The organism is Acinetobacter seohaensis (assembly GCF_056431365.1).
The window spans coordinates 1-22024 of the sequence record NZ_JBWKMK010000007.1; the positions used below are offsets into that span (position 1 = coordinate 1).

At 42.2% G+C, this 22024-nt stretch carries 17 protein-coding genes; 10 read left to right on the top strand and 7 right to left on the bottom strand.

Annotation, left to right across the window (positions count from 1 at the left end):
* The first annotated feature begins 533 nt into the window (after positions 1–533).
* The 4 genes from AC07E5_RS00760 (at position 534) to AC07E5_RS00775 (ending at position 4014) form a co-directional block, all read left to right on the top strand.
* Positions 534–1457, top strand: a complete 924-nt coding sequence (locus AC07E5_RS00760; RefSeq protein ID WP_096902423.1) for an MlaA family lipoprotein — start codon at positions 534–536, stop codon at positions 1455–1457.
* Positions 1458–1558: 101 nt separating this feature from the next.
* Positions 1559–2527, top strand: coding sequence for an RsbU family protein phosphatase GigA (gigA, locus tag AC07E5_RS00765; protein WP_131260741.1), 969 nt, complete (start codon positions 1559–1561; stop codon positions 2525–2527).
* Positions 2528–2640: 113 nt separating this feature from the next.
* Complete coding sequence (gigB, locus tag AC07E5_RS00770) at positions 2641–3168, top strand: anti-anti-sigma factor GigB (protein WP_131260742.1); 528 nt, start codon at positions 2641–2643, stop codon at positions 3166–3168.
* A 21-nt stretch (positions 3169–3189) separates the two neighbouring features.
* A complete protein-coding gene (locus AC07E5_RS00775) occupies positions 3190–4014 on the top strand; it encodes a carbon-nitrogen hydrolase family protein (protein ID WP_131260743.1) in 825 nt (274 codons plus the stop codon).
* Positions 4015–4094: 80 nt separating this feature from the next.
* On the opposite strand, the gene gspE is transcribed toward AC07E5_RS00775, so the two are convergent.
* Positions 4095–5582, bottom strand: coding sequence for a type II secretion system ATPase GspE (gene gspE, locus AC07E5_RS00780; protein ID WP_004975184.1), 1488 nt, complete (start codon positions 5580–5582; stop codon positions 4095–4097).
* A gap of 102 nt (positions 5583–5684) precedes the next feature.
* Between gspE and AC07E5_RS00785 the strand changes: the two genes are divergently transcribed.
* Positions 5685–6506, top strand: a complete 822-nt coding sequence (locus AC07E5_RS00785) for a DUF432 domain-containing protein (protein WP_004975182.1) — start codon at positions 5685–5687, stop codon at positions 6504–6506.
* Between the two features lie 9 nt (positions 6507–6515).
* Complete coding sequence (locus AC07E5_RS00790) at positions 6516–7439, top strand: mechanosensitive ion channel family protein (RefSeq protein ID WP_096902425.1); 924 nt, start codon at positions 6516–6518, stop codon at positions 7437–7439.
* Positions 7440–7487: 48 nt separating this feature from the next.
* Here the strand turns inward: AC07E5_RS00790 and AC07E5_RS00795 are convergent, their stop codons facing one another.
* Entirely contained in the window at positions 7488–10526 is a 3039-nt protein-coding gene (locus tag AC07E5_RS00795) for a DUF2339 domain-containing protein (RefSeq protein WP_498624466.1), read from the bottom strand.
* A 182-nt stretch (positions 10527–10708) separates the two neighbouring features.
* Between AC07E5_RS00795 and polA the strand changes: the two genes are divergently transcribed.
* Positions 10709–13468 carry a DNA polymerase I gene (gene polA / locus AC07E5_RS00800; RefSeq protein WP_498624467.1) on the top strand — a complete coding sequence of 920 codons (2760 nt, stop codon included), beginning with the start codon at positions 10709–10711 and terminating at the stop codon, positions 13466–13468.
* Between the two features lie 162 nt (positions 13469–13630).
* On the opposite strand, the gene AC07E5_RS00805 is transcribed toward polA, so the two are convergent.
* The 5 genes from AC07E5_RS00805 to ppx are packed head-to-tail and all read right to left on the bottom strand — an operon-like array spanning position 13631 to position 18758.
* Entirely contained in the window at positions 13631–14200 is a 570-nt protein-coding gene (locus AC07E5_RS00805) for a YggT family protein (RefSeq protein ID WP_004975174.1), read from the bottom strand.
* Between the two features lie 42 nt (positions 14201–14242).
* Positions 14243–15070, bottom strand: a complete 828-nt coding sequence (proC, locus tag AC07E5_RS00810) for a pyrroline-5-carboxylate reductase (RefSeq protein WP_096902428.1) — start codon at positions 15068–15070, stop codon at positions 14243–14245.
* Positions 15071–15100: 30 nt separating this feature from the next.
* The gene (tilS, locus tag AC07E5_RS00815; RefSeq protein WP_104852453.1) at positions 15101–16447 is read right to left on the bottom strand and encodes a tRNA lysidine(34) synthetase TilS; all 1347 of its coding nucleotides are present in this window, start codon (positions 16445–16447) and stop codon (positions 15101–15103) included.
* A complete protein-coding gene (locus AC07E5_RS00820) occupies positions 16384–17205 on the bottom strand; it encodes an acetyl-CoA carboxylase carboxyltransferase subunit alpha (RefSeq protein ID WP_004975170.1) in 822 nt (273 codons plus the stop codon). Before AC07E5_RS00820 ends, tilS begins: the two co-directional genes overlap by 64 nt.
* Positions 17206–17237: 32 nt before the next feature.
* Positions 17238–18758 (bottom strand): exopolyphosphatase, encoded by a 1521-nt coding sequence (ppx, locus tag AC07E5_RS00825; protein WP_004975167.1) that lies wholly within the window; start codon positions 18756–18758, stop codon positions 17238–17240.
* A 271-nt stretch (positions 18759–19029) separates the two neighbouring features.
* On the opposite strand from ppx, the gene trxA reads away from it, so the two are divergent.
* The 3 genes from trxA (at position 19030) to AC07E5_RS00840 (ending at position 21682) form a co-directional block, all read left to right on the top strand.
* Positions 19030–19356: a thioredoxin gene (gene trxA, locus AC07E5_RS00830; protein ID WP_004975164.1), complete on the top strand. Its 327-nt coding sequence runs from the start codon at positions 19030–19032 to the stop codon at positions 19354–19356.
* Positions 19357–19692: 336 nt separating this feature from the next.
* On the top strand, positions 19693–20961 hold the full coding sequence (gene rho, locus AC07E5_RS00835; protein WP_004975162.1) for a transcription termination factor Rho: 1269 nt from the start codon (positions 19693–19695) through the stop codon (positions 20959–20961).
* Between the two features lie 421 nt (positions 20962–21382).
* Positions 21383–21682, top strand: coding sequence for a hypothetical protein (locus tag AC07E5_RS00840; RefSeq protein ID WP_131260745.1), 300 nt, complete (start codon positions 21383–21385; stop codon positions 21680–21682).
* Positions 21683–22024: the final 342 nt, after the last annotated feature.

The following is a 22024-nucleotide window of genomic DNA, read 5'->3' on the forward strand; positions in this document are numbered from 1 at the left end:
CCATGATCAAACTCTTCAGTTAAAATCATTTTGAAGTTTTAATCTAAACTTCCAAATCTGGCTCATCAATTTTCTGACTTAAATTTCGCTCAAATAAACTTCGAGTAATTTAAACCAATCAATCAATAAAATATCTTCGATTAATCAATCAGTAAAAATCCACACAAGTTGTTCTTCATAATCTCTTAATGATCTTCTCGATGCTTCGTCAGCATCAAGCTAGGTCGGCTATATTACGCTTTATTTCTAAAGTGTCAACTGGTAATTTAANTACTCTTAACCAAGTCATTGTTTTATCAGAAGTTTTAATCCTCATCACCGCCGATGGATGTGCATTATAGGGCAAATATTTTACCTTGCAAGACTTTTTTCAAAGGAAATATATCGGGTGTTTATTTTTTGTTCATTTTTGCTTTTTCTACACACATTTTGAGCAAATTTGCTTTAATACATCGTTTAAATTAACTGTTACTATATACCCATCGGCGATATAACAGCTTTTGCTTACTCAGATTTAAGCGCTAGGATTCTTTATGTATCAACAAAAATATCTTTGGGTGTGCCTTGTTTCTTTAGGATTCATCACCTCAACACATGCGACAATGCCTTCTACTGAAGAAGTTGCTCAAGAAGAAACTACTGAAGTTATTGCGGCAGATTCATCTTCTGAAACTAAAAGTAGTCGTTTGAATGCGCTTAAAGAATTAAAAAATGTAAAAGCCAAAGATTTAAAAGTGAATGCAAATGCTGCACAACCCGATGAAGTCAAAGACCCACTGCAACCTTTGAACCGTCAGATTTATGCATTCAACGATATGTTAGATCGTAATATCGCGCGTCCACTTGCGGTTCAATATACAAAGAAAGTCCCTGGTGAAGTGCGCGGGTCATATCGTCAATTCCGAAAAAACTTGGGCGAACCTTGGAATGCGGTTAACCAATTGATTCAAGGCCGCCCTTTACGTGCCGCAAAAACTTTAGGTCGTTTTAGTTTAAATACGATTACTACTTTAGGCATGGCTGACCCTGCACGTCGTTTAGGTTTAGACACGGAAGAAGAAAAATTTGGTACAACCTTGGGCTACTACGGTGTCCCTTCAGGGCCTTATGTCATGCTACCAATTTACGGCCCAAGTACTTTCCGTGATGGTTTCGGCACACTTGTAGATGGTCAGGCACGTCCACAAAAATACATTTTAGATGGCAATGACCGTTTATATTGGTCGGAGCAAGTTATGCGCGGCCTAGATACGCGCTCGCAACTCCTAGATGTAGAACAAGTATTACAGGGCGATAAATATGCCGCGATTCGGGATATTTACTTGCAACGTAAAAACTTTGAAATTGCGGAAAAGAAAGGACTCGATGCAGATAGTATTTCTTTTGTAGATGATGAAAGCGAAGAACTTTTTGATGATCAAGAAGAAATAAACCCGCCTGAAGAAAGCAAAGAATAATTTGTAAAACATTTTACTCAAGGTGAGTTTTTACTTTCCTTGAGTATTCAGGCATTGTTATAGTAACGCTTTGTTTAGGTTCAGGGTCAACACAAAACTCTATGTATTTCATTCAACCCACACGTGATATTCCATATCTAGAACAGGTGCTCGACACACTTCCTAGTGTGCAAATGATTCACATAGATGACATCAGCTTGTATGACCCAACCATTATTGCAATTGCCGATGTGCAAGATTATTTAACCCATCAATGGGATTTACCTACGATTGTATTGGCCTTTGAAGATGAAGGCACGGCATTAGTACAAGCATGGGAACAAGGTGCTTTAGCAGGTTGGTTGTGGAGTCGTTTACCAGAAAATCCACCACAAGCCTTACGCAAAATAGACGCACAATATAAACGCAATCAAGACAGCCGCGACTTACCTTCAGCTGCTGAACTACAAAAAAAATTACTGCCCAATCCTATCGAACTGTACAACTACCGTGTAGATACGTTATTTAAGCCTTCGGCTTATTTGTCGGGCGATTGGTTTGATTACTGGAAAATCAGTGATAAAGAAATCATGTTCTATTTAGCCGATGTCTCTGGGCATGGTGTAACTAGTAGTTTACTAACGTCTTGGATGGCTGCATTTCATGGTCGCTCCAAAACACCACGCGAGTTGATTAAAAAGTTGAACGGTATGCTGGTTCAAGAAAATATCGAAAAGCATATCACCATGATTAGTGGGATTTTAAATATTGAAACCCACGAACTGCGTTGGTCGAGTGCGGGGCATTATCCACCTGCCATTATTATTGAACCCAATCAGGCACCTAAAATTTTAAATACCAGTAGTTTTCCTTTAGGACTGACTGAAGATTTAGAAGTTGAGGAATTTGAGTGCGTATTAAATAAACAGGCGCGGTTTATTATCTGCTCCGATGGTGCGTTAGAACCTTATAGTGGTGGTTTGAATGAACAGTTTGAACAATTGGTCTTTCACTTGCAAAATCAATCATTCCAAGCCCCCGATCATGTAGCAGATGATATTGCGATCTTGAGTTTGTGTCGAACAAAATAACCAATAAATCAGCCAGTTAACTTCTCAACCCAAGATATACGACTGTAAGCCACTTGAGTCTATATAGTCGCTATGGGATAATTATCTAATCCTTCTCTGCAAATGGCATTTATATGTCAACAGGTCATGTTGAATATGCAAGTTTGAATGGAACGCATATCTTTAAGCTTTTTGGCGAAGTGCGTGCCCAATCTTGTATTAGTCTAGACAAACTACTCAGTAAAATTGAACAGCAATCTAATGTGGTGGGTGCAATTGTAGATTTAACCCAAACTACATTTATTGACAGTACAGTTTTAGGTGTATTGGCTAAGCTAGGCTTAAAACTGAAACAAATCCATAACATTCAAGCAGTTATGCTCTCTACTAATCCAGACATTACTACGCTCGCCAATAGCATGGGCTTAGGACAGGTGTTTGTGATTTTAAATTACTGTGGTGACCCAACTGTCTGCACGCGTGAGCTGGTAGAAGAACACGTCACGCATAGCAATATGCTCACTACGGTATTAGATGCCCATAAAACCCTCATGAAGCTGAATGAAAACAACCAAAATATGTTCGAACCTTTGGTGAAACAGCTACAAAAAGAACAAGATAGTCTCGATCAATGTGCTGAGCAAAATCAGCAGAACGCTTGATCTTCACTCAGGAATGCTTTGATGACTTTACTTTCTGTTGCTCAAATGAACTCACAAAATGATATTGAGGAAAACTTCAAAATCATTGAAACATTGATTCAACAGAGTAAAGCGGATGGTGCTGAACTGATCGTTTTCCCCGAAAACCTTGTCTGCTTTGCAGCAGGCAAACAACGCGAAACCGCGGCACAGTTTGAAAGTATTCAACAGCGGTTGGAACAGCTTGCACATCAATATCAAATTTGGATTGTGGCGGGTACATTGCCCTGCCCATATCGCCCTGATGGTTCAACAATTGCAGATGGTCGTGTGCGTACGGTCAGTTTATGTATTAGCCCAGAAAAAACTGAAGCACGTTATGACAAAATTCATTTGTTTGATGTGCAAGTTGGTGACTCTGTTGGTGGTTATCAGGAATCTAAGTTTTTTGAACCCGGCTCTGAAGTCGTTGTAGCGAAAACACCGTTTGGCAACATTGGCTTAATGGTGTGTTATGACTTGCGCTTTCCTGAATTGGCCTTAACTTTACGTGCGCAAGGCGCCAATATTTTAACTGCGCCATCGGCTTTTACTTACACCACAGGTCAAATGCATTGGCAATTGCTCTTGCAGGCGCGTGGCATGGACAGTCAATGTCAGGTTTTAGGTGCAGCCCAACAAGGTTGGCATGGTGAAAAACGTCAGACTTGGGGACATTCAGGCGCTGCCAATTCACGCGGACAGTTATTGTCAATGGTGCAAGACGAAGGTACGCAACTGATTACAGTGCCCTTTGATTTAGATGAACAAAGCAAAATTCGAGAGTCGATGCCGTTAATGCAGCATCGTCGTTTATTGCAATTTTAAAATTGAATTTCAATAAAAAGGGTTGATCAACAATATAGTGATCAACTCTTTGTATTTCTTATCTTAACCTTACTTTTTAGCTATTCAGCCGCTTCATTGGTCACGCGCAGCACTTCTTCCAAAGTGGTTTTACCTGCCAATACCTTACGCAATCCATCTTCACGAATCGAACCTGATTGCTGTCGTGCATAATCTTCCAGTTCATATTCCGCGGCATTGCCATGAATCAAACGGCGCATTGCTTCATCCACAGGGACAATTTCATAAATTGCAGTCCGCCCAGTAAAACCTGTATGTGAGCAATGTTCACAGCCTTTCGGTTGCGGAAGTTTTAAATCGCTTGCATCGGTCACACTTTTAAAGAGTTCTTGTTCAAAGTCATCTGCAGCATGCCATGTGGCGCAGTGCGAACATAAGGTGCGCACTAAACGCTGCGCGATCACCCCAATTAATGAACTTGACAGCAAGAACGGCTCGATGCCCATATCTTTTAAACGGGTGACTGCACCAATGGCCGTATTGGTATGTAGGGTAGACAGTACCAAGTGACCAGTTAAGGAAGCCTGCACTGCAATTTCGGCAGTTTCTAAGTCACGAATCTCCCCCACCATCACCACATCTGGGTCTTGGCGCAGCATGGCTTTTAAAGCACGAGCGAAGGTCATATCCACTTTGGTATTGACCTGTGTTTGCCCAATCCCTTCAAGTTGATATTCAATCGGGTCTTCTGCAGTCAAAATATTTTTAGAACCGTCATTCAGGTCTGACAAAGCTGCATATAAGGTCGTAGTTTTACCCGAACCTGTCGGCCCTGTAACCAAAATAATCCCGTGTGGTCGATGTACCAGTTGCTTTAAGCGCTCATAATCATTTTGCATCAGCCCCAAGTGCGTCATGTTTAAACGACCTGCTTGCTTATCCAGCAAACGCATTACCACCCGCTCACCATGCGAAGATGGCAGCGTTGACACACGTACATCGACCTCACGACCTGCTAGTCTGAGCGAAATACGACCATCTTGAGGGATACGTTTTTCGGCAATATCCAGTTTTGCCATGACTTTAATACGTGACACCAATAAAGGCGCAAGTTCACGGCGCGGTTGCACGATTTCACGCAACTGACCATCGACCCGCAAACGGACTGACAGTTTTTTCTCAAAAGATTCGATATGAATATCCGATGCGCCAACCCGAATCGCTTCAGACAGTAAAGCATTGATTAAACGTACAATCGGTGCATCATCTTCCTGATCCATCAGGTCTTCTGCTTCAGGAACTGAATCTGCCAAACTAAGCAAGTCAGGGTGATCTTCCAATCCCGCAGCGACTTGCTGCGACTCGCCTGTATCACCTGCAAAACTGCTGCTTAATAATTGGTGAAATTCCTGATCGCTACAAAGTTGATGCTGTGCAGGATGCCCCAAAAAACGACGCGCCTCCTGAATGGCAAGCATCGGCGTATTTTCACGACGTACAATAAAGGCATGATCGCCCTCATAACGAATTAACACCCCATGGCGTTTGGCAAAGCTATACGGTATTTGTAATTGTTTCAGTACTTGCATCAGCGATTATAATAATGATGAAAAAATTTAATTTGAGTGTACTCTAAGCGTATGACAGCGTGAAGTCTGTTTTCGCTGATTTATCAAGAAAGGGATAGGCCATTGTCACAAAATCATGAGATTTCAGAAACTGATTCGGCTAAATTAAAATGGTGGGGTGACTATGAGTTTGAGCTCAATCGTCCTAAAACGTGGCAATTTGGCTCACTCTTAGTACGTTTGACCCGTGGTATGCAAGAATGGCGTTTGGAATATTATCGCCCGCAGGTTCAATACGATTATGAACAGCAATGGCATAACATTGATGATCCTGAATTTGCCTTTCCACAACCTGTGAAAATTGAACGCTATATGTTCAAATCTACACAAAGTAAATTACAGCTCATGCCTCGTTTGGCAGACCGTTCAGTGGTGATTAAACCTGTCGATCCAATTTATATTCCTGCGGGGCAACGCGGCACCTTGTATATCAGCACACCGTTGTGGATGTCTGCCTTTGTCGATGGTCAACGTGAACCCATTTTTGATTTGCCGATTATTCGCCCGAAAGATACTTGGTTTGGCCCCAATCATCGTACAGGTGAAATTTGCTATGCCACAGCAGTCGATGGCCGTACCGAATTACATCAATTAAAACCACGTGCATTTCGTGCCGTCACGCCGATTGAATTTCACAACACCAGCAATCAACAATTGCGTTTTGACCGAATGAATGTGCCTGTGCCTGCGCTGCCTTTATTTTTCAGCGAAAGTACAGGTCGTTTATGGACTTCACAAATTAAAGTGATGCATGAAGGTTTAGACCGCCCGCCACGAATTCGGATTGAAAATCGCACCCCGCCACATGCAGGTGAAGTGACCTATTTGCAACCACCGCGTGAAACGGCAGGTGCTTTATTTAATATGTTTGATTCATTTTTCTAAGAGGATGTTATGGCAGATTCCAATATTTCCAAAGAAATCACCAACAGCCTCAAAGGAATTTTTACCAGTATCAATACAGATCGTCTGACCGAAATTTTGGTCGCAATTGTATTGTCTTTGATTGGTTTCTTAATTGCACGTTTTGTTTCCAATACTTTTGTACGCACTATTGGCGCACGTTTTAATGCGCATCAACGCTTAGTTTGGCGACGCGGGATTTTTTACTTTATTTTCCTGCTGTTTGTGATGGCGAGCTTGAAAGAAGCAGGCTTTAAACTCAGCGTGTTTTTAGGTGCGGCAGGTATTTTAACCGTGGCTTTGGGTTTTGCCTCACAGACATCAGCATCCAATTTAATTAGTGGTATGTTCCTGATTGGCGAAGGTTCTTTTGAAGTGGGCGATACCATTCAAATCACCCTGATTCGCGGACACACCATTGAAGGTGAAGTGATCTCAATTGACTTACTTTCAGTTAAATTGCTGACCCAAGACAATATTTATGTGCGTTTACCCAATGAACAATTGATTCGTGCACCCGTGCATAACTTGTCCAAGTTTCCAATCCGACGTGTGCCCATTACCCTCGCGATTAATTTTCACGAAGATATTATTAAAGTGCGTGAAGTGTTGCTCAGTGTCGCCAATCAATATCCGCTCGTGCTGTCTGACCCTAAACCCGCGGTGACAGTTACAGCTTTCCGTGAATCTTCAATTGAATTGTTGTTTGCGGTGTGGTGCCAGCAAGAAAACTTTTTAAAGGTACGTGATGAAATGCAGGAACGTATCCGTAATGGTTTCCTAGACAACCAAATCGAAATTCCTGTACCCAAAATGGGTTTTGTTGATCATCCTTTATCGCGCCCTTTAAATAATGAAGAACTTGATCAATATGCCAATGCCCAAGCACTGAAACGAGAACCTGACTTAAAGTAATCGTTTCAGTCTTCGACACTTTGCCTCTAACTAAACTTGAGGATCTGCTCAAGCTTTGGAAGACGGCGAAGTGTTGTTTTTTGCGAGATCTGGTTCAGGAATTGGGGCGATATATGCAATCAGTAGCATACCTAAACCTGCAGCAAAGAATGACAGCACGCGCATTAAAGTTCCAATATTAGATAAATCTAAAAGCACCAATTTTAAGGTCACAATCACCAAAATACTGCTGCCTAAAATCCACAAGGCACGTAATTGTTTCAGACTGGCAATCCACATGGCGATACAAGCCAAACTCACCCAAAGCAAGGTCAAACTGAGCTGCACAGTGGCATCTTGCCAAACAGCAATTTGGTTGATTGGCGTTCCCAAATACAGATGTAAGGCACGTAATAGCACATAACTACTTAGCCACAGTAAACTCAAGACCATAATTACCGCTGCCAAGCCTTGGTCTAAATGGGTTTTGCGTTGCAGATTCAACATCCACAAAATAGCCACCAACATGGCTATACTAACCAAATCAAATGGATTCAAAATAGGCAGTACATAGCCGTAAAATGCGTGTTCAGTCAACAGTTGTGAACATAGCATCCACATCAACATGAAGATTAAATTGCTACGCGCATACCAAAATTTGCGCCAATCTGAATCCGGTTGTTGCCACCAACACCACGCCGCAAAGAGCAATGGTAAAATCACCACGCTGCTATACGGATGCTGTGGTAACAGCGTTAAACTCGCCATCGCCAAAATGGGTAACAGTCCTAAACTCAGCCATTCTTTGTCGCTGCGGACAGTCCATAAAGGACGCAACCACAACACACTGAGCAAGCCTGCAAACAAGGCAAATAGCAGACGTTCAGTACCCGAAACCCAATGCACCGCTCCATCATAGCTACGGCTGAATAATAAACCTGCTGCAGTGAGCGAAACTGGCGTTAGACCTAACCATTTGGGCAATAGCCATGACCATGTCGCTTGACGAGAAAGTAGTACTTCGTTGATAAGTAAATAAATGACCACCACCGCCAAAAGCGTCTGTACGGTTGCAAGTTCTCCATCAAAGTAATCTAAACCTAACCATAGCCATAAACTGGTTGCAGACAACATCATTAAACACAGTACGCTCGTGGTTGCTGTGCTCAGTTGTTGTCTGAAAGCTGCACGGCTGTTGGAAAACACCACAACCGTGGCATAACTTAGGCTCAGTACCCAATAAATACTACGCTCGAAATAAGGTAACTCGACTAAATAATACAGCCCTGATAAGCCCGCTACGGCAAACAAACCCAGTGCCAAGTAACGGCTAATTTTAGAATGTTGAATAAAGGCAAACATAAACACAGCCACGCCTTGTAATGCCCAACCAATGACACTCCATTGTTCAGGCAGTAAAATAGGTGGAATCAACACACTAAAAATCAGCATCAAACTGAAATAACTTTGTGCAATAAATTGTGTCTGCCGATGCTGTTTGGTCAGCCAATACAAACCTGCAAAAACCACCGCAAATAACAAACTAAAGGCTGCCTGCCCTGCTGTTTCTTCAAAATACATCAAATATAAACAGGCATAACCGACTATGGGTGCGCCAAAAATCAAGGCAAGGTCTAAAATAGGTTTCAGCTGAAACGTGACAACATCATCCTTTGCCAAAAGTTGACTAAAGCGAAAACCCAACCAAATAAAAATAGCCGCATGTGCCAAAACCAAAAGCGTTAAAACCTGCCGTTCAAAGATATACCCATGATAAAAGGCATAGCTGCCACCCACTACAACGGTCATTAAAAATGCAATTTGATTTAAATATTTCCACGGACGCAAACTACTTAAAATGGCAACCGAAATATTAATCAGCAAATAATAGGCAATAAATTCAATGGCTGTTGCATTTCGAACAGGTAAAGTAAACGGTGCGAAATACGCAATCAGCATTGCCATGAGGGCAAGTTCGACTGATTGTTGTTTTAAACTCAGCCAGAGCGTGAGCACCATCACCACAATAAAACACAGACTGGCGATAGCTAAATTTGGAATGACCAAATTGTAATAGGCAAAAAATAAGGTCAGACACAGCCCAGCCAACCCCAAACCTTGCACACCCAAAGCAAAGCTGCGATTTTTGTTGCGTAACAGATAACCGAATACTGTCACTGCTGCACTCACGCCAGCAACGAACAAAAGTTTCACTGCCAAACTAAATTGCCAATGTTCAGTAGCAAAACGTAGCAGTAACACCACGCCTATGAGTAACACTACAATTGCTGCTTTTAATACAGGATTGCCATGCAACAGCCATGATTGGGCTTGTTGCAATAAACTGTTACTTGATGCACCTGACTCTGTTGCAAAAGGGGCGGCAGACCTTGAGGATTTGGCTAAATCTGGAGCTGAATATTCTTGATGTAGATGCCCTTGATGTGGATGTTCTTGGTCTTGATATGAATCTGGATATGGATAAGAAACTTGAGCTGCTTGTTCCCGAACAGAATTCGGCTCGCTCGACAATACAGTATCAGATTGAATAGTGATAGTTTCAGGTTGAGAAGCGGTTGATATAACACCCTCATCCACATTTGCCTCAGCGGATGAAAGACTTGCACCAACTTCAGATGTGTTGGCTAAAATATGCTCTGCGAATTGCGTTTGAGTCTTTCTCTCTTGAGCATTGGTCTTTTGGGGATAGCTCTTTTGAGCATGCGCCTGAAGCTTAGCAGCACTTTGTAATTGCTGTAATTGATACAGTCCTTGCTCCAAACGCTGCAACCATCGCAGCAACATAAAAAACCATGCACTTAAAGCAATCGATGCCAGTAAATACCAATCCAGCAATATCCCTAAAAAAGCAATCAAAGCCGCGATATATAAAGGAGTTTTAGAGCTTTGGCGTTGTACTTGTGACTGTGCATCCACAACCTGTTCCAGTGAGTTCTGCACTCGTCCCACAAAAAACATCACGCTGACCACCGCAGCAACTGCACAGATATAACTCAGCATCGGCACACCGAGCCACCATGCGCCAATTGAAATTATGATTAATAGCATGAACCAAATGATTCGAATTTCATTCTGCTCTGTCTGCATTGCTCTTCATTTTATTGATATTGTCATGGCTCCGATCATACAACAGACAGCACGATTCTGAATCAGGATTCATCAGCAATTCGGTAACTGTGCGTCTGCAACACTTGCCTTAAAAATCAGTTTCTGCGACAACTGCAAAAATCACGTACAATAAACTGCTTATTTGCAGAAGGAATCAATCCATGCCACCATTTGTCTTGGTCGATGGCTCATATTTTCTATTTCGTGCCTTTCACGCACTACCACCATTAACCACGTCAACTGGTTTACATACCAATGCTATTCGTGGCGCGATCTCTGCGATTCAAAAGTTGATGCGTCGTACTCAGCCTACTCACATGGCGGTAATTTTTGATACGCCTGAGCCGACTTTCCGTCACGAACTATCGCCAATTTATAAAGGTGACCGCCCAAGTATGCCTGAGGAACTTTCTCAGCAAATTCCATACTTACATGCTTTAATTCGTGCTTTGGGTATTCCACTTTACATGCTACCAGGCGCAGAAGCCGATGATATTATTGGAACTTTAGCCAAACGTGCCGAAGCCGAAGGACAGCAAGTACTGATTTCTACGGGCGATAAAGACATGGCGCAGTTGGTGACTGAAAAAGTTACCCTTGAAGACAGCTTCAAAGAAAAGCCAATGGATATTCAGGCTGTATTTGACAAGTTTGGCGTATGGCCGCATCAAATTATTGATTATCTGACCCTCATGGGTGATGCTTCTGATGGTATTATGGGCGTGCCCGGCATTGGCGCCAAAACTGCTGCAAAACTACTGGCCGAATATGGCTCGATTGGTGCGATTTTAGAAAATGTCGATCATATTAAAGGCAAAGTCGGACAAAATATTAAAGACAATGCCGATGGCATCGCGCTAGATCATCAACTCGCCAGCATTGTTTGTGACCTTGATCTGAACTTTGGTTATGCCGATCTAAAACTACAAGACCCTAATGTTGAAGCCTTACGCAATTTATATACCGAGCTAGAATTCCGTAATCAATTACAATCGCTCGATCATCCAAATAACCCAAATAACAGCAATTATCAACAAGCTGCAAAAACAGTCGCCGCACCGACAGCCAATGAAATTGAAACTGAAGATCAAGCCACGCAAAGCAGTGTTGATGATCAACTCGGTGCAGCAACATACCACACCATTTTAGATCAGGCGCATTGGGATGCTTTGCTGCAACGCTTGCAAACTGCACAGCGTTTTGCCTTTGATACAGAAACCACCAGTCTGGATTATCGCGTTGCAGAAATTGTTGGTTTTTCTATCGCGTTCGATGCCAAAGATGCCTATTACGTACCTTTGGCGCATGATTATGAGGGCGCACCACAGCAGCTCAACCGTGATCAGGTTTTGGCACAAATCAAACCTATTTTAGAAAATAATGCGGTGGATAAAATTGGGCATCATTTAAAATATGATGCGCATGTGCTTGAAAATCACGGTATTCATTTACAAGGTTGGTATTTCGATACCATGTTGGCATCTTATGTGCTTAACTCTGTCGCAACCCGTCACGGCATGGATGATGTGGCACGCTTATATTTAAGCCACCTGACCACATCTTATGAGCAAATTGCAGGCAAAGGCGTCAAGCAAAAAACTTTCAATCAAATTGAAATTGAAACGGCTGCGCACTACTCTGCAGAAGATGCGCATGTTACGTATCGTTTATATGAAGTGCTGTCTGCGAAGCTACAAAAGCATCCTGAATTGGTCAATATTTTGCACAACATTGAAATGCCTGTGGCGCGTGTGCTGACCAGTATGGAAGAAAATGGCATTCAGCTTGATCTGAAATTTTTAGATCAATTGGGTGTCGATTTTTCCCAAACCATGCAAGATTTGGAAAACCAAATTGTAGAATTGGCAGGTGAAAACTTTAATGTCAGCTCACCGAAACAAGTGGGCGAAATCCTGTTTGATAAACTCGGACTCAAAGTCGGCAAGAAAACCGCAACAGGTCAATACAGTACCAGTGAAAGTGTTTTGGAAAAAATTGAGCATCCGATCAGTAGTTTAATTTTAGACTACCGTGGTTTATCTAAACTCAAAAGCACCTATACCGATGGCTTACTGAAGCAAGCCAACAACGATACGCATCGAGTGCATACCAGTTATCACCAAGCTTTGACTGCAACAGGGCGTTTATCTTCTACTGATCCAAACTTACAAAACATTCCAATTCGTACTGAAATTGGTCGTCAAATTCGTAAAGCCTTTGTCGCACCTGAAGGTCGCGTGTTGTTGGCAGCCGACTACTCGCAAATCGAATTGCGTTTAATGGCACATTTTTCACAAGATGATGCCCTACTCGATGCCTTTAACCATGGACAAGACGTGCACCGCCGTACTGCGGCAGAAGTCTTGGGTATTGCCTTAGAAGACGTAACCTCAGATCAGCGTCGTCAGGCCAAAGCTGTAAACTTCGGTCTGCTCTACGGCATGTCGGAATTTGGCTTAATTCGTCAGCTTGGGTTTACCCGTGAAGAATCACAAAACTACATCAAGCAATACTTCCAGCGTTATCCGGGCATTTATGAATATATGCAACGTACCCGCCAAGTCGCGCTAGAACAAGGTTTTGTAGAAACTATTTTAGGTCGTCGCCTCTATACGCCAGATATTGCTGCACGTAATATGATGGTACGTAAAGCGGCAGAACGTGCGGCAATTAACGCGCCATTACAAGGCTCTGCAGCTGATATTATTAAAATGGCGATGATTGAAGTCGACAAAATGTTACCGCAAGCGCAAGCCAAAATGTTGCTGCAAGTACACGATGAATTGGTATTTGAAGTCGATGCAGATGCGGCAGATGAGCTCGCGCCGAAGTTGGCAGAAGTCATGCAATCTGTGGTGGAAATTTCTGTACCATTGGTGGTGGAAGTCGGAAAAGGCAATAACTGGGATGAAGCGCACTAAAGTCGTTGCGCTCTCTTTTTTCAGCACCTTCCTTCGCCTAGAAGGAGGTCAGGATGCAGGTTATTTGTATTTCTGAAGACTCATTAAGGTCGTCAGCCCAAACTTAAACTACAAAAAAAGGACTCGATTTGAGTCCTTTTTAATGTTTTAGGATAATGCGACTTATAAGCCAGTCAACAATACAATCGCTACCTGATTCATAATAATTTCAGCGATATATAAAGCCAAAAATGCAATAATTGGCGACAAATCAATCATGCCCATGTTCGGCAATAAACGACGAAATGGTGCTAATAACGGCTCAGCCAACTCTTGAATCACCTCAATATACGGGCCACGAGATTGAGTAAACATCACCACCCAACTCAAAATAATGGTGGCAAAAATCAAATAACGACAGAAACGGATTAAATCCTGAATCATGGTCACAAAAGTCAGAATCAGTAAGTGAATTGGACTATTCGGCATCGCACCATTGAGATACATAACACCAAAAATTTTGAGTAGATACAACACCACCAACAAAGCCAAGGCTGCAGAGTTAACTCGACCTTTGCCAACCGTTGGAAAAATACGTCCAAATACATCTACAATTTTGGTGGCTTTAATGGTTGAAAGCACCACAGGGTTATAAGGACTCACCGCTGCCAATTGCATTAAGAAACGGAAGAATACGAGCAAAATCGCTACGTTAATGATAATGCCAAAAATTAGCGCAGAATTTGCACCCATACTTAAACTTTCCTAAAATTTAAATTCATTGTTTTTCAATAATTAAATACTATCACTCAACTCTTGCGCTAATTCTTGACTACGCGTTTTAGCAGCAGCCAATGCCGCCTGAATATTTTGTGAAATTTGCGCATGATCAAACACTTCAATTGCCGCTTGGGTCGTGCCATTTGGTGAAGTTACATTTTTGCGTAATTCTGCAGGTGTATTCGAGCTGGTAATTGCCATTTGTGCTGCACCCAAAGCAGTTTGTAACGTCAGTGCTGTCGCCACTTTTTCATCTAAACCTAAGTTCTTGCCTGCACGAATCATACTTTCCATCAAATAGAAGAAATATGCTGGCCCTGAACCAGATACTGCAGTCACAGCATCAATTTGCGCCTCAGAGTTTACCCAAATAGTTAAACCTGTCGCTGCCAAAACCTGACTTGCCAATTCACGGTCAGTGCTATTGACCTGTTCGGTTGCATACAAACCATGTGCACCTGTTTGCACCAAAGCAGGCGTATTTGGCATTACCCGCACTACACGTTCTGTACGTAATAACTCAGAAATCGTGGCAATTTCTGCGCCCGCAACAATCGAAATCACCAGCTTATCTTCAAACTGACCGTGCAATGGACGCAATACTTGTGCCAAAACCTGTGGTTTGACTGCAAATACCACAATATCTGCATCTGCAATCGCGGCCAAATTATCCTCAGTGACATGCACATCTTTTTCTTTTAATAATTCACGCACTTGTTCTACAGGGTCTGAAACTGTAATACGGGTTGGCGGCAAACCTCTGGCAATCAAACCACCAATCAAGGCTTGCGCCATGTTGCCACCGCCAATGAAACTAATATTACAATTCAATACTGCACTCATGATTCACGCTCTTCGTTGAGTTCTTTGTCGTTAAGAGACTAAATTCGGTTGCCATCCATCTGCGACACAATAGTCCGACTGTGCAAGCCAAAAGCCTTTGGGGCTAAAAACGCCTAGCATAACATTATCTAGGCTTAATATTTGAATTGTATGACGCGTCCACGGAAAAATTTGTGCTTCCTGAATGGCTTTTTTCAGTGGCCATGTGCCCACCCGACCATACAAATGAATTTTTTCACCACCCAAACGTGGCCGTAAAGTTAACGGACGATTCAGCAAAGTTGCAGATAAACCGACTTTGGCTTGTTGCAGTTGATAACAGCCAGACCACACTTGAAAAGTCTGATCTGCCTGCAAACATAACACTTGTTCTTCTGCCTCAAAATGTTCTGCAGCTAAATACTCCGCTTTCGGCAAACGAAATAATTGTTGCTGATAACGCAGATAATAATAATCCTGACAATGTAATGCCGCTTGTGCATCGGCTTTGGCTTGAATCACCTCACGTTGCAAGCGTTCGACCATATCAAAACTTGGGCGATATTGTGCCTGTCCTTTCATCCATGCCGATAATAGCTGACGTTGCCGTGACAAAGACAATTGTTGTAACTGAATTAAATTCAACTGCGAGTCTGTGCCACATGCAGCTAAATCCTGCGCCAAAACTTCTGCCAAAATGTTTTCAGTATCTTGCATCAAGTTTGCAGTACGCGTCACAGCTTGCTGCATTTTAGGAAAACGCTGTTGCACGACAGGCCACAATATTTCTCTTGCCCAAGCTCGGTCATAATGCACATCCTGATTGCTTGGGTCTTGCACATAATCGAGCTTTAATTCAGCACTCCATTGGCAAATCTGCTCACGCGAAATATCCAATAACGGACGCCAAATACTGATGTCATCACGCACATCGACAGCTTGCATGGCAGCAAGTCCTTGCACACCTGCGCCTGAAAACAAACGCAGCAATACGGTTTCTGCCTGATCTTGCTGATGATGCGCCAATACTAGAACTTCGTTGCTATCTAAGTGCTGCATATAGGCCTGATAACGCGCCTGACGTGCCTGATTTTCTAAATTACCCTCAGACACACTGACTTTTTGCAGCACACACGGCACATTTAAATTTTGGCAGGTGGCTTGCACCAATGTGCCCCACGCTGCGCTTGGACTTTGCAATTGGTGATCAATATAAATCGCGCGTACTTTTTCAGGGCACAAAAACGACAAAAGATGCAGTAGCAGCATGGAATCCATGCCGCCACTACATCCGATTAAAAATTTTGTCTGTGCAGAAAAAGCCTGTAATTGGCTTAAGACGCTAGACCTAAATTGTCGCTGCCAAACTTCATTAAACGCTGGTAACGTTCTTCGCATCGTTGTGTTGCATCCATCGCTTGCAATTCATCCAAAGCTTCTTTTAACACATTTTTCAGACTGTGCATGACTTGTTCAGGGTTTAAATGCGCACCCTCACCTTCATCAACCACGTATTCTACAATACCAATCTTTTGCAGTTTTTCTGCAGTCAATGCCAATGCTTCACTGGCTTGTTCGGCTTTTTCTGCAGTTTTCCACAGAATAGACGCACAACCTTCTGGTGAAATAACAGAGTAAATACTGTGTGACAACATTACCACACGGTCAGCCACGCCAATACCCAACGCACCGCCTGAACCACCTTCGCCCAATACTGTAGCAATTACAGGTACTTTTAAGTTCGACAATTGCGCTAAGCTGGTCGCAATCGCTTCTGCCTGACCACGTTCCTCTGCACCTACACCTGGGTATGCACCCATGGTATCAACAAAAGTGAAAACTGGCAGATTAAAACGCTCTGCCATATCCATAAGACGCTGTGCCTTACGGTAGCCTTCTGGATTACACATCCCGAAGTTGTGTTGTAATTTTTCGCGGGTACTGCGACCACGATGTTGACCTATCACCATGACAGGCTGACCATCAAAGCGTGCCAATCCACCGATCATTGCACCATCATCACCAAATAAACGATCGCCATGTAAGGCATCAAATTCAGTGAAAATTTCACCCACATAGTCTAGAAATTGCGGACGTTCAGGATGACGTGCAATTTGCACGGTTTTCCATGCTTTAGATTGAGCAGCTTTTTTCATAAGTCGACTGTTATCCCTAAATTAACCAAATCTTAATCGACAAATTGTTCCGACTGAATATTCAATTCAATGTCCCAATTCTTGAATTGCACTTGTTCATCGTGCAATTCAGCGACAAGCAATGGCCATTGTTTGGCATCACCCGACACGCTGAGCTGCCATTGTTGCGCATTGCGGATGCTTAATTCAATGGCAGGAAGCATCGCATCGCTACGACTTGCGTTGACCAAAACTGCAAGGCGAAGCAACAAACTTAAGTAAACAATTTTATTGCCACCCGCTTTCAGTGCTTCTGTTTTCGCGTCTTGGCGCAACTTTCGACGATGGTTGCCGACCAAATGCGAGAGATAGTTTTGGTCAATTTGTGAGAAACCGGGAATGTCCGAATGTTGCAATAAATATGCACCGTGACGATGATAACTGCTGTGACTGATGGCTAAACCAATTTCATGTAGGTACGCAGCACGACGCAATAAGTCACTATCTTCGTTATTTAATTTTAATGATTCTGCCACGCTGTCAAATAAATGTTGCGCAGTTTTCACCACACGTCCAGCCTGTTTCGGGTCTGAGTTATAACGCCCCATCAAGGCCTGTACACTGCGATCACGAATGTCTTCATGCTGGAAACGTCCCAACAAGTCATACATTACGCCTTCACGCAAAGCCCCATCGGAATACACCAGTTTATCGATATCTAATACATCAAATACCGCATATAAAATTGCCAAACCTGCTGGCAAAACTGCTCGACGGTCTTCTTTTAGACCATCAAATTCCATTTCTGATACGTGTTTAAACTTGAGCAAACGGTCTTTGAGTTTTTCTAAACCTTCACGAGTCAGATTTTCCTGCTCATTGCTCCAGCCCATATTTACCGTAATTTGACGACAGGCTTTAATGGTACCGCTCGAACCTGCAACGGTATCCCAACCTGCTTCTTTATAAGTATTGGCAATCGAATACAGTTCTTTACGCGCTGCAACCACTGCTTTTTCAAAACTGCTCTTGCTAATTTCACCATCGGCAAAATAGGCTTTGGTATAGGCCACACAGCCCATTTGTAAAGATTCGGTATGAATTGGCTCAAATTCTTCGCCAATAATCAACTCTGTCGAACCACCGCCAATGTCAATTACCAAACGACGACCACTATTTGCCATCGTGTGCGATACGCCTAAATAAATTAAACGGGCTTCTTCACGCCCTGCAATAATTTCAATAGGTTTAGGCAAAATTTCTGCGGCTTTTTGAATAAACTCATGTCCATTTTTGGCCTGACGCAATGCGTTGGTTGCCACAATACGCAAACGGTTTGACTGCACCGCAGTTAAACGTCCCACAAAACGCGCCAAACATGCCAAACCACGTTGTTGAGCAGCTTCGGTCAAATTCTTATTTTCATCTAAACCTGCGGCCAACTGTACTTTTTCTGACATTGATGCCACTTTTTTTACTTCACCATGATCCACTCGAGCAATCGCCAAGTGGAAACTATTCGACCCCATATCGATGGCTGCGAGTAACTCTTCATCAATTAAAAAATCAGACATTCTTCAAACAAACCTAGACAGAATTGTGCCTAGAGTAATTCACATACACCTAATTTAAAAGCCATTTATCAGCACAATTTGACGACTATTTAAATTTTCCGCATATATGACAATTGTGTTACAGAATTCGCATTTTCGTTTAGCGTTATCGTCACGATCAATTGGACAAATTTGTATTTTGAATGGAAAATCCACAGATTCCCCTACTTTGTTCAAGATGGCTATGTAATACTAACCAAAGCTATCTTAAAAATTATTTGGAGCGTAATCCATGTCTGGCAACATCGTAAACACCACTGATGCAAACTTCGAAGCAGATGTTCTTCAATCGGATACTCCTGTATTGGTTGACTTCTGGGCTGGCTGGTGTGCGCCATGTAAAGCAATTGCACCTGTACTTGAAGTACTTGCAGACGAATACCAAGGCAAAGTTAAAATTGTAAAAGTTGATGTAACCTCTTGCGAACAAACTGCAGTGAACTACAACATCCGTAATATTCCAGCATTATTGATGTTCAAAAATGGTGAAGTGGTTGCACAGCAAGTCGGTGCAGCACCTAAATCTAAATTGACTGCGTTTATTGACGAAAATATCTAAGTCGATTGATCCATCGTCTATTTATAGAGATGATGAAAAAAAATACGCCACGCATTGGCGTATTTTTTTTGCCTACAAATTGACAAGTAGACGTTTCTCTCTTATATTGCATGCTCAGGAAACGCAGGATCTTTCATCCTCTTTCTGAAAAGACACAACACAAAAATGCCGCTCGGCAACAGAAATTGTTTTTCACATTTTTCAATCAAACAATGAATCAGTGCTCTGAATCGTTATTGTGCAAATACAATTGCTTTCATTTTATTGTATGAATGCGGCTAAATGTTGCTCCCTCTCTAACCTGTACCCCAGAATTTTAATTCTATCAGAACCTCTATGAATTTAACCGAACTCAAGAAAAAACCGATTGGCGAACTCATCAAGATTGCCGAGTTTATGGGCCTTGAAGGAATGGCGCGTAACCGCAAGCAAGACATTATTTTTGCCATCTTAAAGCGCCATGCCATGAATGGTGAAGAGATTTTTGGTGATGGCGTTCTAGAAATTCTCTCTGATGGTTTTGGTTTCTTACGCTCAGCTGCAGGTTCATACCTTGCTGGCCCAGATGATATTTATGTCAGCCCTTCGCAAATTCGTCGCTTTAACCTGCGCACGGGTGACACCATTACAGGTACGATTCGTCCACCAAAAGAAGGCGAACGTTATTTTGCTTTGCTCAAAGTCAATCAAATTAACTATGACACCCCTGAAAATTCACGTAATAAAATCTTATTTGAAAACTTAACCCCGCTTTTCCCAACAGAACAGTTGGTGATGGAGTTAGGTAATGGAACAACTGAAGACTTAACTGCACGTGTGGTAGATTTGGTTGCGCCAATTGGTAAAGGTCAGCGTTCAATTATTGTGGCTCCGCCTAAAGCGGGTAAAACCATGTTGCTACAAAACATCGCTCAGTCGATTGTTCGTAACAACCCAGAAGTGTTCTTGATTGTACTTCTCATTGATGAACGCCCTGAAGAAGTGACTGAAATGGAACGCACCGTGCGCGGTGAAGTGATTGCATCAACATTTGATGAGTCACCTGCTCGTCACGTTCAAGTTGCAGAAATGGTCATTGAAAAAGCCAAGCGTTTAGTTGAACATAAAAAAGACGTGGTGATTTTACTGGATTCGATTACCCGTTTGGCACGCGCCTACAACACTGTCGTACCTTCTTCAGGCAAGGTTTTAACAGGTGGTGTTGATGCGCACGCTTTAGAACGTCCAAAACGCTTCTTTGGTGCTGCACGTAATATTGAAGAAGGTGGTTCTCTAACCATTATTTCAACTGCACTGATTGAAACTGGCAGTAAAATGGATGAAGTGATTTACGAAGAGTTTAAAGGTACAGGCAACCAAGAGATTACCTTAGACCGTCGTATTGCAGAAAAACGTGTTTTCCCTGCCATGAACATCAAAAAATCAGGTACACGTCGTGAAGAGCGCTTAATGAGTGAAGATAATTTGCGTAAAGTTTGGATTTTGCGTAAATTGTTACACACTCAAGATGAATTGGCAGCAATGGAATTCTTGCTTGATCGCATGAAAGAAACCAAAACTAATGACGACTTCTTTGATCAAATGAAACGTAAAGCAGCCAATTAAACGGCTATAAATATTAAAACACCTAAAAAAGTCATCTTAAAACGATGGCTTTTTTATTTGGTTGACAAAATTTACATAAAGACACAATTGCACGCGGTATATGTAAACTTATTTTTAAGTAAATGATTATAAAAAAATATTTAGTAAAAACCTTTTAGTTTTTAGCCAGTTACCGTGCAACTCTCCAATCTAAAATGCCAAATTAATTGTTATTTTCTGTTAAAAAAGCACGTATTTTTCGCGTTTTTTTGCCTTTTTTTCAATCAACCTAGTAGCAATTCAAAAAGCGCAGTGATAGCATATTCGCAGACCAGTTAGACTGCGCCTGCGTTGTTAGTGCCTAACAAAATTTAGGAATAATAAAAGCATACAACAGACTAACGTCGGTTTTTTTTAATCTCATATTTTAGAGAGTGATGCCATGTTATTCAAAAAAATCGCTATTGCTGCTGCAGTTGCTACTACTTTAGCTTTCGTTGGTTGTGCTAAAAAAACTGAAGAAGCTGCTGCTGACGCTAACGCTGCTGCATCTGAAGCTGTTGTAGCTGCATCTGAAGCTGAAGCTGCTGCTGACGCTGCTGCTGTAGAAGTTGCTTCTGGCGCTGAAGCTGCTGTAGACGCTGCTACTGATGCTGCTGACACTGCTGCTGCTGCTGCAACTGACGCTGCTGATGCTGCTGTAGACGCTGCTGCTGCTGCTTCTGAAGCTGCTGCTCAATAATCGATACGATTATGCAGTACAAAAAGAGAGCCGATGGCTCTCTTTTTTATTTCTGAATATTTTGTCTAAAATTTATTTTACTCAGCACAATATCTCCAAATCGCTCAATCCATCTTTTTCAAGTAGATGATTCAGCATATAAAAGCATTTAACTAAAACACTTAACCCCATTCGGCATTTATTTCGATATAACCTTTTGGTTTCTCATCTCCACGCTCAATTCTTAGGTAGCGTCTTGTTCAGCTCTACAGTGTTTTCATTCATATCCATAGTTTGATTCAAGTCTCTCAATTGCAAGATCAATCACTATGTCTTGCTAAATCACAGCGTCTTTCTAAAATC

Coding starts and splice junctions, on each gene's coding strand:
- gigA (WP_131260741.1), top strand. CDS start 1,559: ATGTATTTCATTCAACCCACACGTGATATTCCATATCTAGAACAGGTG.
- gigB (WP_131260742.1), top strand. CDS start 2,641: ATGTCAACAGGTCATGTTGAATATGCAAGTTTGAATGGAACGCATATC.
- AC07E5_RS00820 (WP_004975170.1), bottom strand. CDS start 17,205: ATGAAAAAAGCTGCTCAATCTAAAGCATGGAAAACCGTGCAAATTGCA.
- AC07E5_RS00775 (WP_131260743.1), top strand. CDS start 3,190: ATGACTTTACTTTCTGTTGCTCAAATGAACTCACAAAATGATATTGAG.
- trxA (WP_004975164.1), top strand. CDS start 19,030: ATGTCTGGCAACATCGTAAACACCACTGATGCAAACTTCGAAGCAGAT.
- tilS (WP_104852453.1), bottom strand. CDS start 16,447: ATGCGAAGAACGTTACCAGCGTTTAATGAAGTTTGGCAGCGACAATTT.
- rho (WP_004975162.1), top strand. CDS start 19,693: ATGAATTTAACCGAACTCAAGAAAAAACCGATTGGCGAACTCATCAAG.
- AC07E5_RS00795 (WP_498624466.1), bottom strand. CDS start 10,526: ATGCAGACAGAGCAGAATGAAATTCGAATCATTTGGTTCATGCTATTA.
- proC (WP_096902428.1), bottom strand. CDS start 15,070: ATGAGTGCAGTATTGAATTGTAATATTAGTTTCATTGGCGGTGGCAAC.
- AC07E5_RS00805 (WP_004975174.1), bottom strand. CDS start 14,200: ATGGGTGCAAATTCTGCGCTAATTTTTGGCATTATCATTAACGTAGCG.
- gspE (WP_004975184.1), bottom strand. CDS start 5,582: ATGCAAGTACTGAAACAATTACAAATACCGTATAGCTTTGCCAAACGC.
- AC07E5_RS00790 (WP_096902425.1), top strand. CDS start 6,516: ATGGCAGATTCCAATATTTCCAAAGAAATCACCAACAGCCTCAAAGGA.
- AC07E5_RS00840 (WP_131260745.1), top strand. CDS start 21,383: ATGTTATTCAAAAAAATCGCTATTGCTGCTGCAGTTGCTACTACTTTA.
- polA (WP_498624467.1), top strand. CDS start 10,709: ATGCCACCATTTGTCTTGGTCGATGGCTCATATTTTCTATTTCGTGCC.
- ppx (WP_004975167.1), bottom strand. CDS start 18,758: ATGTCTGATTTTTTAATTGATGAAGAGTTACTCGCAGCCATCGATATG.
- AC07E5_RS00760 (WP_096902423.1), top strand. CDS start 534: ATGTATCAACAAAAATATCTTTGGGTGTGCCTTGTTTCTTTAGGATTC.